Below are 14,046 nucleotides of genomic sequence, written 5' to 3'. Positions count from 1 at the left end.
CGTATCTTGATACAGTAAACTTATTAACTATGAGTTATATACCATGTATGTATGTTTAGCAAACACTTAATTTATGACTTTAAAAAATGATTATAAGACAATTTTATTTTCACTTTTGGGAATATTTATTTTTTCTTGTATTAATGCTACAAATTTTTATACTTCTAAAATTTTCTTACTTATAAATAAAGGTTTAGGTGGAGAAGAGATAAATAATATCAATCAAACTAAATTCCTAGGCTCAATAATTGCTGCTTTCGCTTTAACCCAGCTAATCAATAAATTAAGTAATAAAGTAATTATTATTACTAGTTTAATATTACTTATTCTTTGTACTATTAACTTAGTTTTGCTAGATGATTTTACTTTCATTAAAATTAATTTTATTATAATCAACGCAGGAATATTTGCATATTTCACCTCAACAGTACTAGAAATTATTGAAACTTCCGGCGAGAAAAAATATTTTTTCTTAGCTTGTATAATATTATTGTGGGCATGCGGCAATTTAATAATAAACTTAACAAGTCAATTCATTAACCCAACAAATAATACCATAATAATTTGTGCTTTATTATACTGTATTAATATTTTAACTAAGTTTCTACATTCTAACCCTACTATTCACACTTTGAAATTAGATTCAAAGTTTTCATCTTTGATAAAAAATGTAGAGTTACAGATATTAACGGGATTTGTAGTATCTTATGTTACCTTAGATATATTTTGGTATTATGAAGCATTTGCGTTAAAAAAAGAATTAGCATTAATTAATCTATCACTAATATTAAAATATATTTTTACAGGAATATTTTTTTCCATAATACCTATTTGTTATTTAATAAATAAAGCAAATAAATATTTAGCTAATTTTATATTAACTTTAATCCTACTAATATGCTTTATCTTATTATCGCTACATGGTGGTAATAAAAACTTAAATATATTATATGTTATATTGATCGGAAGTTGCTTAGGATCGATTTTTATCTGCAATATTTTAATACTGATTGATAAATTTAAAGGGTATGAATTTAGAACAGCATTATTTTCATACTTTTCTATGTGCAGTGTAGGTATTTATGCTGGTGCTTTATCTTCTAGCGTTCCGTATGGCACAGTTAATGGCAGTGATTTCCTATTTTCTATTTCTGCTGTAGTTGGTAGCTTCGTCGTTTATCATCTATGGTATCTTATTAGCTATAGATTATATAATATGCCTACAAAATGAAAAACTCCTTAAATAAAAGAGACATCTCAATATTAATCGGTAATGCGTTAGACCATTTTGATACTGCACTTTATGGGTTTCTTGCTCCGCTGCTTGCTGGCATTTTTTTCCCGAATCACGATAAAATAGTAGCGTTAATTTTAACTTATAGCGTTCTTGCTACTTCCCTATTTACTCGTCCTATAGGCTCTTACTTTTTTGGAGTAATTGCTAAAAAATACGGAGGGGTTTTTGCATTATCTCACTCTTTAATCGGCGTTGCTTTAACCACTGCTTTGATAGGCTTAATACCCTCACATGCCCAAATAGGATGGCTTGCACCGCTATTATTAGTCGTAATTAGGACTATGCAGGGTATATATTCTGAAGGAGAATGTGCTATTGCTAAGTTATTTATTTTAGAGAATAAAGAAGAAAAAAAAGCCTTTAAAGCTTCTTATCTTTATAATACCTCTACCATGTTTGGGATTATTTTTGCATCCTTTATCAGTACTATAGTTTTAAATACTGATTATAATGATTACTGGCGGATATGCTTTATATTTGGCGGGCTTACTGCACTTGTCGGTTATTTTTTAAGGAAGAGTTCCTCACCTTTGTCATCCCGTGGCTTGTCCACGGGATCCAGAAAACCAGCTACCGCATTACCATCTGCTAATTTACTGGATCCCGTGGTCAAGCCACGGGATGACACTAGGGTAACGCCTATTTTTCATCGCAATGACATAATAAATGACCTACTCACAATATGGAATAATAAACTAAATATCATACGAATCAGCTTTGCCATAGGCTTTTCATATATGACTTACATAGTGCCGTTCGTCTTTATGAATAGCTTTATTCCTCTAATTACTGGTATTTCTTTAGAAACAATGATGAAGTTTAATACGGAATTTCTGATTTTTGACATGATTATGATTACGGTAATCGGGAATCTAACCAAAAAATTTCATTATCTTAAAATATTAAGAGGCACTCTTATATTAATGATTTTAAGCTTAATTCCTCTATGGTGGTTTTTAAACAACTCATCAATATGGTATGTTAATTTTGTTCGTATATTTATTATATTAGCTGGAGTTAGCTTTCTTGCCCCATTAAATTGCTGGCTAAATGATCTGTTTAAAACTGCCGATAAATATATGCTAGTTGGTATCGGCAGCAGCATCGGCTCTTCACTAATCGGACGGCTTACCCCGTCTACCTCCTTAATGCTTTGGCATATCACAAATAGCAGTATATCGATTGCCATTTATATAACCATGATATCACTAGTAGCTTTATGGTGTGTTAAGCCTAAAGTGAATTGAGATACTCCTCAGGTGTCATACCTATAATTTTCGTTAGTTCCTGATAACAATCATCATGGACAAGATTGCTGAATTTAGTTTTGTCATGATCGATTAACGGAGCATATAAGTGAGCATTTTCTTTTATAAAAGAAATACCTTTCTTAAATTCATCTTTATTATTAATACGGTATTTTTTTGCTATTTCATCAAATATAAAGCTATTTATGTCTTGCATTCTATAGTTGTGAATACCAAAACTACCTGTAAGTAAACCATAAGTAATATCATTCTTTTTATATTCGATAACTTCTCTAATATCTTGTAATAACGAATCCCTAATATTTGCATTTAAGTTTTCTTTATACCGCAAATACTTCAAAAGTTGGTAAGTCAAATAAGCGGTGAGTCTGCGGAACGTAGATAAACTACGTGAGCACAGACGAATCCCGAAATTTGGCTTGCCAAATCTTGAAGTATTAAAGGTATATATGTGTCATTCTTTAGCATAATTAATATCCTTTTTATATTTTGTGTACAATACAAGTACTACTAAAAATATAAGAAGTAAATTAGTTTTCTACTATGAATAAAAATATTTATAGAGCTTTCATAAAATGATAATGGTTTTAATTTACGAGTTAATTGCAACTTTTTTATTACAACAATACCGCTTTTTAAACTAATTTTTACCAATTACTTATATTTTTTTAATAAAATATGTTCTTATTAATTAATAAGAATTAAATATTATTAAAAATATGTCTAAAGCTATAATTAGTGAAAAAGCAGAACCTAGAGAGCTAAAAGCACTTTTTATAGTAGGTCCTGACAATGATATTGATTCTGAAATTTCAAAGTTATACGATAGAGAAGATTGTTTAATAATAGGAGATGGGACAAACCCAGTTAAAATAACCGAAATATATAAAACATTACAAATTCTTAATCTGCAAATAGGAGCTAATACAAGAATTGACATTTCAGCTCATGGCACTAGATCTAATAAAGAACATAAGATATTATTAGATCAAGAATATACTAAAACAAAAGATTTTCTAATATCATTACAACAACTCTTGCCAAATAATCCTTTATATATCCATTTATGGTCATGTTATGGAGGAACTGCCAATAAAGACATAGAAGCTTTAAATATTGGCAGCATAGTAGTAACTCATATAAAATCTAGCTACCTTTCATCTACAGACCTTGAAAAATTTATTCGTATTCGTTCACTTACTCGTTATATGAATGAAAATAGTTTATCACCTTATTTGCAATATCTTTATGATCAACTTGAAAATTATCAGGGTGCAACTTTTAGTCAAATAGAAAGTGAGAGGCATATTGTAAAATTTAAGACTATTCGTACTCCACAAGATTATTCAATTACTACTAGAATTTCGAATATTTTACAAATAAATATAACTGAAGAAAAATTGACAAAAGAAATACAGAACTATTTAGAGATTGAAGGGAAAAATTTTTGTGAGTTATTTAAGAATTATATATCTATAAGAGATATAGGAAAATTTCATGAATATATTAGTAATGTTGATAATGAAAATACGAGAGATTTTATTAGCGTTACAATAATAGGTTTAATTGATTCACTTTTTAACTTAGATATAAAACTTAAAAATGAAACAACAAAAGCCCTAAATAATATTCTGGATAATTTAAAACCTGAATTGATAAATCACAGTATAGGTATTACTCCTTTATTTATTGCAATTCATAATAAGAATTCTGAAATAGCACAAACTTTACTAGAAAAAGGGGCAGATCCTCATTTTGTTGAGGCTGATGGAGAATCACTTTTATATATTGCCTGTGTTAAAAATCTTGTAGGTATAGCAAATTTGTTATTAGAAAAAGGAGCTAATCCTGACGTTATAAATAGAAAAACAGGCACTACTCTTTTGTATAGTGCATATAATGAAGGTAATGTAAAAATATTTCAGCTTTTAATAAATCATAAAGCTAACCCTAATTTAGCTAATATTGATGGAACTACTCCATTGATGGCTACGTGCAAAAAAGGAGATTTAGAAACAGCTATACTATTATTAAAGCATGGAGCTAATATAAATGAATATAATGTAAAGAATGATACACCCTTGCGTTTAGCTTGCAAAAACGGTAATTTGGAACTAGTAAAAATGCTTGTAGAAATGGAGCTAATTTAGAAATAGAAGATAGTAGGAATACTATTTTATCTATTGCAGAGCATTATGCTCATACAAAAGTAAAAGTGTTTTTAGAAACAGAAATTAATGCTCAAAGAATATTAAATAAACTTGATAAAAATAATTCCTCATATAATCTGCCTCCCCCAAAGCCGCCGCGTTTACCTAAATTAGAAAGCTTAAATAAAAAAGCTTGGGTATTATCAGCAGATATTAATTCAAATATCAACCCTCCTAAATATGATTTTTTTAAATCGAATCGTGGAATTGAAAATAAATTATCAAAAGAGATAATAAATTCAGCAATAGAAGCGATCGATAAGGTAAGCCCGATTAATAATGAAGTACGTAGAGAAATAAAAAATATTTTATCAGAAGAATTACAAAAAATACCTATTAATAATTTAATAGTTAATAAGAAAGGAATAATAAATTTTATTACTGAAGAATTAAAACTAAATAATCAAGAAAATAATAATAATATAGGATACTAAACCTCTCAACAAAATTTAAGAGAGATTGGTAATCGAGTAGTAAATAGATATGTTTATACGCCAACTCACAAATGGCAAAGTTATATTAAATCTAATAATATTAATACTAATAAAAGTAATTATTTAGGAAGAAAATAAGTTAAAAAATATTTTTTTAATTCAATGAATGTTATACCCTAATAATTTAATTTTCTCATCCTCGTAATAGTTATTTTCAAAATCTACAAAACTTTCATCAGTTACATATTGTGTATTTGTATATTCATTAATTTTTTTTTCTAGAAACATTGTAACAAGTTTATTTGTAAAATATTGCTTATCGTTTACAAATTCGTGAAGATAATATAATTTTTTCATATGCTCTTCTAAAGCATTCAGATTGTTTTTTATAGAATTAATATTTAAAGTTGTTAATTTATACTTTATAAAGTCTATTATCTGATTATATTGGCTATGAAAATTTTTATTTTGTCTATATACTGGTTTTGAATGCAAAAATAATTCACCAAATGCAATTTCAGTTAAACTAAAATCTTCCTCATAAAATGCTACTTCGAGATCAATAAAATTTCTTAGCTCTTCACTTCCTGTACTTACTAAACTTACAATATTCTTACTAAACTCACCAACACTATTGCGTTTTACGCTCATATCGGGGTTATAAGGTGAAAGTATTTTTATCCCTTCTAAATTATGCCGAGTGGCAAGCAATTCAACAAGACTATTACCATTTTCGTCTTCAGCATTAGGGTTTCCTCCTGACTCAAGCCAAGCTTTTAATGCTTTCATGTCATTATTTTGAATAGCTTCAAAAGGGGTAGGTATAATTTTATTAGGCATTTATTTTATAAAGATTAATTAAAAGTTAATCTATCAATATACGTAAATTATTAAAAAATCAATTAATTTTTTAGTAGGTAACTTAAATTTTTAATTGATAATTAATTTTATTATGTGTAATGTTTTTGCTACCAACAATTAACAATAGGTTAAAATATGAGTAGGTTAACAATAACTAATTCTAATAATGATTTAGGTCCTATAAGCATTAGTGATTCTGAACATATATGTACATTTACATTTAAATCTGCTGTTATACCAGAAAATAATGTTACAGTTGTTAATGATAACAGTAAGGGTAGAGATTTGAGTTATACTAAAATTTTTTATAATGATTGCAGTAAGAATGTTGAGATTGAAACTAATAATGAAGGAATTATTTTTAATAACTTTGCAGGAGAGCTTAAGATCAAAACTAAAGAAGCTATTATACCTGCTGATGGTTTTAAAATTACCTATAACAATAATCACAATTTAAATTATACTATGATTTCTTATGATAATGGAATTATTGTTGAAATTCAGGGTGGTATGGTTAATATTAATGGTTTTGGGGATTCTGTTAAATTCGGAAACTATTGCACTGTTACTCAGATTAATTTGGACTCAGAAATTATTATATATAATCATGAGGAAAATCGATCGACCTTATTATTGAAGAAAATAGTTTGACTAACAATAACCCTTTAATATTAAATCAGTGCTCATATTTAGAAAATATTTTTGTTAATGCCAATACAATATTTGATAATTTATGTGCATATAGTAAAGTGAATTCTATTAATATTGCAAATGGTAAAAACTTTGAACAAACTGAGAATGACCTAGATATAAGTGAGTTAACACTAGAATCAGCAACAAAAATACAATTTACTCATAATAGAAGTAATTATAAATTCATTAATCCATCCCCAAGTAACGATTTAGTGATTAGGAATTTGTATAATATTGCAGAGGATTCTAAAAGTATTAACACGATTAAAAAGTATAATGATAACAAAACAGGGGATTATGATTCTTGTCATCTTGCAATGTTTAAATTTTTCAATCCTGAAGTATTACAGTTAGGAGATATTCCTGATTCACAATGAGTAATTAGTTATTTTAAAAGCTTGATTGATCTTGTTCTTTCTGGCTCTCATGGTCAGAGCCTATAATACCGGACAGTTTTAAAAAAATGTTATATTTTAATCAGGCGTAGGTGACCTTATATGTCATTCTTAGCAACGGCGGGAAAGCATTGTTGCGTAGATCAAAAAACGTGATCGGTGTCATCTAGTTGCTTGGGAACTAGATCCAGAAAATAATAAAAAATACTAAGCTGGCTCTAGTTCATAAATCACGGGATGACAGGGGAAAATGATCCACGCAACAATACCACGCGGGAATGACATATAATAATAACTGTCCGGTATTATAATCCAGCCAAGGGGTGACAGCAAAAAAAATCGAGCCATTCAATAAAGCCAAACTTTTAGCTAAGAATGACACCAAGAATATTTTCCGCTCTACGTGGGACAAGCCTTAAGCGGGAATGATATAAAAGCTATCTAATAATATTATTTTTTTTCACAATGGCACTGATTTTTTTAAATTATCTAGTGCTATTTTACTGTAGACAGAATATTAAAAAAAGAAGAAATGGTAGCGAGGGAGGGATTTGAACCCCCGACACACGGATTATGATTCCGTCGCTCTAACCAACTGAGCTACCCCGCCAAAGATGTGTTTTTATTGTGGATTTTGCTGTAAATGCGATATTTTATTGTTCTTCAGTTAGTCTTAATTGCGTCCAATCTAAAAGCGTGTTCGGTGACACCTAGTTAGCTTGTACCTAGTTATTGCATGGCTTCAATGTCATTCTCGCCTAAGGCTTGCCCCACGTGGATCAGTTTTTTCGTCATTGCGAGGAAATTACGAAGTAATTGACGAAGCAATCCAGTAAAAAATGCTAACTTATAGCATTTTTTATTATTTTTTCTGGATTGCCACGCTCCTTGCAGTCGCTCGCAATGACGACTCTTGATTTACGCAACAATGCCGCCACGGGATGACGCAGAGGGCGTTTTTCGACCCACGCAATAATGCTTCACCTACACGAAAACGAAATAAAACAATAAATTAACGTTTAGAGAATTGTGTTTTCTTACGTGCTTTATGTTGCCCGTATTTCTTACGCTCTACTACTCTAGAATCACGTGTTAAGAAGCCACCTTTACGTAAAACAGCATGAAAGTCTGGAGCTGATTGTGCTAATGCTTTAGATATACCATGCAAGATAGCACCTTTCTGCCCTGAAATACCACCCCCTCTAACTGTACAAACTATATCATACTGATTATTAGTTTTCGTTAAAGTAAAAGGTTGCAATATAGTTTTGACTTGCGTTTCAGAAGCAAAATATTGATCTAAGCTTTTTTTATTAACAATTACTTGCCCTTTTCCTGGTTTAAGCCAAACTCGTGCTATAGCGTTTTTTCTTTTACCAGTAGCATAGAATCTACCTGAATTATCCATTTTCTCTTTAGGAGTTTTAACTGTTTGTTTGTCAGCAATTAAAGCTTCCTTATTTAGCGGCTTTTCTACTTTGTCTGTTTTAATCTTTAACGTTGTCATAGTTGATTACTTCTTATTTTTTGGATTTTGGCTTGCAAAATCATAAACTACAGGCTGCTGTCCTGCGTGAGGATGTTCATTATTTGCATAAATATATAGATTACTCATTTGCTTAGCACCTAAAGCATTTCTTGTAATCATTCTTTTAACTGCCATTTTAATGACTCGCTCAGGGTGTTTACCACTTAAAATTTTACCTGCAGTAGTATCCTTAATACCGCCTGGGAATCCCGTATGTCTATAATATATCTTCCCATCTTTAGGATTTGCTTTTTTACCGGTTAATGTTACATGCTCTGCATTGATTATGATTATATTATCACCACAATCCATATGAGGAGTAAAGCTAGGTTTATGTTTACCACGAAGCATATTAGCAACTCTACTTGCAAGTCTTCCAAGTACAACATTTTTTGCGTCTATAACCCACCATTTTTTTTCAATTTCCGATGGTTTTGCAGAATAAGTTTTCACAACAATATCTTTTTAATTAAAATTTTTGAATAAAGATCTAAAGCCATATTTAATAGCATTAATACCAGTAGTTTGTCAAGTTATATTTATATTATTTTTCTATCGGTAGAAAAATATAAGTTTTTATTAGCAGTTAAACCATAATAATGGATATTATTAATGATTTTAGTAATATTTGGCACTGTACCTAAATGATCATTATTATCTAAATCAAAGCTATATAAAACACCACTCATAGAAATAATATCTAGGCTGCGACTGCCGTTATTCTCTGCTATAAAAGGTGCTAAGAAAGTAGAAGCTTTGAGTTTTTTGGAATCTTTTCCATCATTTAAATCAGCTACAAATTTTACTAAGCCTGTTTCAGGATTAAAAGCAGCTATCTGCCTTGCATTATTTGTGACAAATAAACTATTACCGATTAAGGATGTTGATTGAATATCCTCAGCATTTACTTGCCAAATAGCTGCTCCTGTATCGAGATTTAATTTAATAAGTTTACCGAGTCCTGTTGCTATATATAAATTATTATTATCATAAATAGGAGTACATAAAATGCTAGCTTCTTCAAAATTTGGTATAGCTACATGATCGAAACTTGCAAATTCAAAATTCCATTTTACTTCACCATTTTTTGTATTTAATGCAAGTATTTGTCCGGAATTATAAGTTATTATTACACTATCTTTATGTACTATCGGTGTCATGAAATAGCTTGCTGATAGAACTTCAGCTAAACTCTCATGCTCCCAAACGTTTTTTAAAGTTTCAGCATTTAAAGCTGTTGTTTGATTGCTGATTGTTTGGACTAAAACCGTGCTATCATTTAGCATAACCGGTTTTGTTCGGATGATATCAGGAAGCTGTTTTCTAATTATTTCATAACCTGTTTTTGCATCAAGTACTACTAATAATCTTGAACCATATGTTACATATAACTTATCGTTAAAATGTAGGATGCCACCACCAATATAATTATCTTTTTTATTTCGGCTTAAATTATAAGACCAAATAACTTTATTCTTTTCTATAGAGAATGCTGAAACATTTGACCTAATGTCTAACGCATAAATCATATCACCAACAAAAACAGGCTCTGTAATGGTTTTATTTTTAACAAAATCATATCGCTTGTTTTTTAACATATTTGGATTAAATGCATATATATTTGCACTATTTCCTAAATATATTGGTTCGTTAGATTGCAGAGATAATTTAGGAGTTAATTCAACTATATTTTTTACTCTTTTTGGACCAAGTGCGTTACATGCACTTAAAATAATGAGCGGTAATAATAAACTTACTATTTTCTTGATCATATTTCTCCTTTAATTCTATTATTTAGCTCTATCTAAGCCTGCAAGCAAAGCTTTTGCCTGATCTTTTAGTAAATCTGAAGTGTTATTTGATGCTACTAAAATTCTTAAATTCTTTTCTGCTTCTGCAAGCATATTGCTCTTAATATCCCAAATAGCTTTCATAATATTTGCTGTAGCCCAAAAAGGCTTATTTTCATCATCAAAATAATTTAAATATTTTACTAATTTTTCTTTATCAGCAATATCTAGATTTTCATCATCGATAACGAGACTACACCATGCAATACGAGCATATGAAGTAACGATTTCTGAATATTCCTTATTTTCAATAATCTTACCAAGTAAATCTTTGGCTTCTGAATTTTGTTGCCCTGAAAGTTTTATAGCAACTTGCTCTAGTAAAGCAATCTCTTTTATCTTAGTATCACTAATGCCAACTAAATTTTCTAAGGTACTAATAGCAAGTTCCCTATTACCTTGCACAACTTCTAAATTAACTGCTTTAACAAAAATGTCACCATTTTTTTGGTTATTTTCAATTTGCTTATTTTTATTGTTATTGTTAATGACCATTATAGTAATAGCTATTAAGGCAATAATTATTACTATAGGTAAAAGTCTTTTAAAAAAAATCAGCCTTTTTTCTTCATTTTGATCATTTAATACTTCGTCTAGAATATCTGTCATATTTTTTATTTTGATTTAGTGGTACAGCCAAATTTAAACTTAGCATCTTCCGCCATTTTTTTAGATGCAGCTGTTCTATTACTTGGAAATTCCTTATTCAGCTTATCAAGCATATTGCAAGCTTCTGTAGTCTTCTTTAATTCACCAAGTGAAAGTGCTAGCTTTAATAGACCATCAGAGGATTTTGCTCCTTTTGGCGATTCTTTATAACCTTTTAGATAATTAACAGCAGCTGTATTATAATCTTTTTGTTTAAAAAAGCATTCTCCATACCAAAAATAAGCATTACTAATCATTGAACTCTTAGGGTATTTTTGGATAAAGTTTTTGAATTTATTTTTAGCATCATCAGTCTTATTATCTTTGTAAGAAGCAAGAGCTAAATCATAAGCTTGTTTATCAGGTGCAACATCCTTGTTAGGTTCAGGAGCAGTTTTTACCTCCTCTACGCTATTAGGCATATCTTTAAGTAGGCTCACGTCAAAGACATCAGGAGTATTTTGATGTTCTGTTTCTGAGGCTTCAACATTTTCACTTAATTGTGGAATATTAGAATTTTTGCTTAATATATCAATTTTATGTTGTAGAACTTCAATTTTACCAATTAATCTTCTAATTTCTTGTTCTTGTTCATCCAATCTACTTTCAAAATCATTACTTGCTGCATATTTTAAAGGTTGTCCCTTTATAGTGCCACTTTCTGCAAACGTTAATAATGAAAATAAAAGAGTAAATATTAAAATAACTAGCTTCATATTATTTTTTATTTTTACAATAATGTTTCTTATAATACTGAAAATTTTCTAACATTCCACATGTTTTTAAAAATCTTACAATAATCTATCATATACCGCAGATATTTTAAGATTTGAAAGTCAAGTAAGTGGTAAGCCTGCACAAGCAGTAGATAACTACGTGAGCACAGGCGGATCCTAAAATTTGACCTATACGAAGATCAACTTCAAAAAGAGCAAGGAGTTCATAAGACGAGGAGCGGCAGCAGTTACTTAATACGTGAGCACCGCAGTACTTATAGAACGACGTAGCCAATTTTTGAAGTTCATCGAGTATATTTTATATTTCGATGCTGCCGTCATAAGCAAAAGTCAGTATAATAGTAGTTCCTTCATTTATTTTACTTTGCAGATCAAATTTACCATTCATAAGCTCAACTAACTTTTTAGTAAGCGGCAGTCCAAGCCCTGTACCTTCATATTTGCGGCTAAGTTCACTATCAATCTGTCCAAATGTTGACAAAGTTTTTGGTATATCTTTTTCTTCAATACCAATACCGGTATCTATAACTTTTATATATACTAATTTAGCTAGCTCATCTTTTTCCATTGTAATAGTAACACTTCCACCGGCATTTGTAAATTTTACAGCATTTGATAGAAGATTTAAAAATACTTGCTTAAGTCTTTTTGGATCTGCCTTTATAACAATATGCTCTTTCGGTGACTTGTTAACTAATTCTACTCCAGCTTGATCAGCACGAGGCTTAACAAGTATAAGTGATGAGCTAACCAGTTTATTTAAATCAAGATCAATACTATCTACTTTTAGCTTATCCGCAGAAGCCTTAGAAAGATCCAAAATATCGTTAATCATACTAAGTAGATGCTTACCGGCATCATTAATATCTTTAATATAATTTCTACTTTTTTCTGGATCTTTTTCTGACATTAAAATTTCAGAAAAGCCTATTATAGCGTTAAGAGGGGTTCGTAACTCATGACTAATATTGGCAAAGAATTTTGTATTTGAGGAGCTAGTCTTTTCTACCTTTATTATTTCAGCTTTTAAATTTCTATTTGTTACTAGCTGCTCTTCGATAATATGCCTAGCATAATTGGTATTACTAACAATTATAGTACAAAATATTATAAAAATAATAATAAAAGTTATGAAAACTTTTTGCTCAAGAGATATTATATTTTGCCACTGATTAGTAATATTAGTATTAATCTCAAGTATTGCATCTACTGGAAAATTGTTTAAATCACTACCTATAATAGGTATATAGCTAGTAATAAAAGAAGCTTTTTTTTCTGTTAAATCATTTTCATTCTGAATTATAACCCTAGGAAGTAATATATGACTTGTAACACCTTCAAGAGCACTTAACAAAGGTGCTTTTGCAGTAAGAGATCTAAAAAAATATTTATCAATTTTTGCGGTGAATATTTCAACTAAACTATCATCTGGATAATTATCCACACTATACATATTTAGCATATTACTGGTAATAAATTTATTACCGTTAAGATCATACAGAGAAATGTTAATATCAAGATTAGTAAACCAATCAGCAGTAATAATGACAAAATCAATGAATTCTTGATCTTGTAATAATTTTAAATAGCCAAATTTATGTAATTTATTAATTACATTTTCATGAGCATTCCAAATATTGCGGGTATAAAGACAAGCAATTTTAGTGTTTTGTAAAGCTACCTGTTTTACTATCATCTCTTTTATCATAAAATAACGATAAAACATCATATTTATGACAATATTAAGAAATAATACAACAAATGATAATCTGACTATATATTTATTATGGTTCATTATCACCTTATTTTTCTGTATACTCGTTTAATTTGAAAAATTGGCGTCGTTGTTTTTTGCTTTTAATCCTCACGTATTAAGTATACGCTGCGGTTAAAAGCTTTAAAACGCCTTGCTCTTTTCCAAATTAAACTTCGTCTACTCAACTCTTCATTTAGTAGTAGTGTAATGTCTCACGTCATTGCGAAGAGATTCGTAGAATCGACGCAGCAATCTCAAAAATCCTGTACTATTTCATAAGATTGTCACTTCGCTTCGCTTCTCGCAAGGCATTGCCCGCGTGGATCATTCTCCCCCCCTGTCATCCCGTGGCTTGACCACGGGATCCAG

Annotated in this window: 14 protein-coding genes, 1 tRNA gene and 2 pseudogenes; 7 read left to right on the top strand and 10 right to left on the bottom strand. The window is 29.8% G+C overall.

The genetic code is table 11. From position 1 onward, the window contains the following. Positions 1-73: 73 nt before the first annotated feature. Together AAGD49_RS01245 and AAGD49_RS01240 are read left to right on the top strand one after the other, a co-directional pair. The gene (locus tag AAGD49_RS01245; RefSeq protein WP_341788804.1) at positions 74-1,231 is read left to right on the top strand and encodes a hypothetical protein; all 1,158 of its coding nucleotides are present in this window, start codon (positions 74-76) and stop codon (positions 1,229-1,231) included. Further along, a complete protein-coding gene (locus AAGD49_RS01240) occupies positions 1,228-2,544 on the top strand; it encodes an MFS transporter (RefSeq protein WP_341788803.1) in 1,317 nt (438 codons plus the stop codon). The genes AAGD49_RS01245 and AAGD49_RS01240 overlap by 4 nt, the downstream gene beginning before the upstream one ends. Here AAGD49_RS01240 and AAGD49_RS01235 read toward each other — a convergent pair. Next, positions 2,531-2,896, bottom strand: a complete 366-nt coding sequence (locus tag AAGD49_RS01235) for a hypothetical protein (protein ID WP_341788802.1) — start codon at positions 2,894-2,896, stop codon at positions 2,531-2,533. The two genes, AAGD49_RS01240 and AAGD49_RS01235, sit on opposite strands and share 14 nt — an antisense overlap. Here AAGD49_RS01235 and AAGD49_RS01230 point away from each other — a divergent pair. The 3 genes and pseudogenes from AAGD49_RS01230 to AAGD49_RS01220 all read left to right on the top strand — a co-directional run. Next, positions 2,887-3,014, top strand: a pseudogene (locus AAGD49_RS01230) (palindromic element RPE5 domain-containing protein); the annotation flags it as partial. The gene AAGD49_RS01235 and the pseudogene AAGD49_RS01230 sit on opposite strands and share 10 nt — an antisense overlap. A 270-nt stretch (positions 3,015-3,284) precedes the next feature. Beyond that, positions 3,285-4,715, top strand: coding sequence for an ankyrin repeat domain-containing protein (locus tag AAGD49_RS01225; protein WP_341788801.1), 1,431 nt, complete (start codon positions 3,285-3,287; stop codon positions 4,713-4,715). A 65-nt stretch (positions 4,716-4,780) separates the two neighbouring features. Beyond that, positions 4,781-5,209 carry a hypothetical protein gene (locus AAGD49_RS01220; protein ID WP_341788800.1) on the top strand — a complete coding sequence of 143 codons (429 nt, stop codon included), beginning with the start codon at positions 4,781-4,783 and terminating at the stop codon, positions 5,207-5,209. 159 nt (positions 5,210-5,368) lie between these two features. Here AAGD49_RS01220 and AAGD49_RS01215 read toward each other — a convergent pair whose 3' ends face one another. Beyond that, on the bottom strand, positions 5,369-6,049 hold the full coding sequence (locus tag AAGD49_RS01215; protein WP_341788799.1) for a hypothetical protein: 681 nt from the start codon (positions 6,047-6,049) through the stop codon (positions 5,369-5,371). Between the two features lie 156 nt (positions 6,050-6,205). Between AAGD49_RS01215 and AAGD49_RS01210 the strand changes: the two genes are divergently transcribed. Together AAGD49_RS01210 and AAGD49_RS01205 are read left to right on the top strand one after the other, a co-directional pair. Continuing rightward, entirely contained in the window at positions 6,206-6,721 is a 516-nt protein-coding gene (locus AAGD49_RS01210) for a hypothetical protein (protein ID WP_341788798.1), read from the top strand. Beyond that, on the top strand, positions 6,718-7,140 hold the full coding sequence (locus tag AAGD49_RS01205) for a hypothetical protein (RefSeq protein ID WP_341788797.1): 423 nt from the start codon (positions 6,718-6,720) through the stop codon (positions 7,138-7,140). The genes AAGD49_RS01210 and AAGD49_RS01205 overlap by 4 nt, the downstream gene beginning before the upstream one ends. Positions 7,141-7,691: 551 nt before the next feature. Here the strand turns inward: AAGD49_RS01205 and AAGD49_RS01200 are convergent. The 8 genes and pseudogenes from AAGD49_RS01200 to AAGD49_RS01170 form a co-directional block, all read right to left on the bottom strand. Continuing rightward, positions 7,692-7,768 (bottom strand) — tRNA-Met (locus tag AAGD49_RS01200). Positions 7,769-7,939: 171 nt separating this feature from the next. Continuing rightward, a pseudogene (locus AAGD49_RS07555) lies at positions 7,940-8,076 on the bottom strand (lytic transglycosylase domain-containing protein); the annotation flags it as partial. A gap of 94 nt (positions 8,077-8,170) precedes the next feature. Further along, positions 8,171-8,665, bottom strand: a complete 495-nt coding sequence (rpsI, locus tag AAGD49_RS01195) for a 30S ribosomal protein S9 (RefSeq protein ID WP_011476917.1) — start codon at positions 8,663-8,665, stop codon at positions 8,171-8,173. Between the two features lie 6 nt (positions 8,666-8,671). Further along, positions 8,672-9,139 carry a 50S ribosomal protein L13 gene (rplM, locus tag AAGD49_RS01190; RefSeq protein WP_016948207.1) on the bottom strand — a complete coding sequence of 156 codons (468 nt, stop codon included), beginning with the start codon at positions 9,137-9,139 and terminating at the stop codon, positions 8,672-8,674. 86 nt (positions 9,140-9,225) lie between these two features. Further along, positions 9,226-10,458, bottom strand: coding sequence for a PQQ-binding-like beta-propeller repeat protein (locus AAGD49_RS01185; RefSeq protein WP_341788796.1), 1,233 nt, complete (start codon positions 10,456-10,458; stop codon positions 9,226-9,228). Between the two features lie 18 nt (positions 10,459-10,476). Next, positions 10,477-11,145, bottom strand: a complete 669-nt coding sequence (locus AAGD49_RS01180; RefSeq protein ID WP_341788795.1) for a DUF2659 family protein — start codon at positions 11,143-11,145, stop codon at positions 10,477-10,479. Between the two features lie 5 nt (positions 11,146-11,150). Further along, positions 11,151-11,900 carry a tol-pal system protein YbgF gene (gene ybgF / locus AAGD49_RS01175; protein WP_341788794.1) on the bottom strand — a complete coding sequence of 250 codons (750 nt, stop codon included), beginning with the start codon at positions 11,898-11,900 and terminating at the stop codon, positions 11,151-11,153. Between the two features lie 319 nt (positions 11,901-12,219). Beyond that, positions 12,220-13,716, bottom strand: coding sequence for a HAMP domain-containing sensor histidine kinase (locus AAGD49_RS01170; RefSeq protein ID WP_341788793.1), 1,497 nt, complete (start codon positions 13,714-13,716; stop codon positions 12,220-12,222). Positions 13,717-14,046 lie beyond the last annotated feature (330 nt).

The organism is Rickettsia endosymbiont of Lasioglossum villosulum, assembly GCF_964026455.1.
Lineage (GTDB): Bacteria > Pseudomonadota > Alphaproteobacteria > Rickettsiales > Rickettsiaceae > Rickettsia.
This window is presented reverse-complemented; position numbering and strand designations above follow the sequence as displayed.

What these genes read in the sequence shown, in the direction of transcription:
- AAGD49_RS01245 (WP_341788804.1), top strand. Translation starts at nt 74, where the DNA reads ATGACTTTAAAAAATGATTATAAGACAATTTTATTTTCACTTTTGGGA.
- AAGD49_RS01240 (WP_341788803.1), top strand. Translation starts at nt 1,228, where the DNA reads ATGAAAAACTCCTTAAATAAAAGAGACATCTCAATATTAATCGGTAAT.
- AAGD49_RS01225 (WP_341788801.1), top strand. Translation starts at nt 3,285, where the DNA reads ATGTCTAAAGCTATAATTAGTGAAAAAGCAGAACCTAGAGAGCTAAAA.
- AAGD49_RS01215 (WP_341788799.1), bottom strand. Translation starts at nt 6,049, where the DNA reads ATGCCTAATAAAATTATACCTACCCCTTTTGAAGCTATTCAAAATAAT.
- AAGD49_RS01210 (WP_341788798.1), top strand. Translation starts at nt 6,206, where the DNA reads ATGAGTAGGTTAACAATAACTAATTCTAATAATGATTTAGGTCCTATA.
- rpsI (WP_011476917.1), bottom strand. Translation starts at nt 8,665, where the DNA reads ATGACAACGTTAAAGATTAAAACAGACAAAGTAGAAAAGCCGCTAAAT.
- AAGD49_RS01185 (WP_341788796.1), bottom strand. Translation starts at nt 10,458, where the DNA reads ATGATCAAGAAAATAGTAAGTTTATTATTACCGCTCATTATTTTAAGT.
- AAGD49_RS01180 (WP_341788795.1), bottom strand. Translation starts at nt 11,145, where the DNA reads ATGACAGATATTCTAGACGAAGTATTAAATGATCAAAATGAAGAAAAA.
- ybgF (WP_341788794.1), bottom strand. Translation starts at nt 11,900, where the DNA reads ATGAAGCTAGTTATTTTAATATTTACTCTTTTATTTTCATTATTAACG.
- AAGD49_RS01170 (WP_341788793.1), bottom strand. Translation starts at nt 13,716, where the DNA reads ATGAACCATAATAAATATATAGTCAGATTATCATTTGTTGTATTATTT.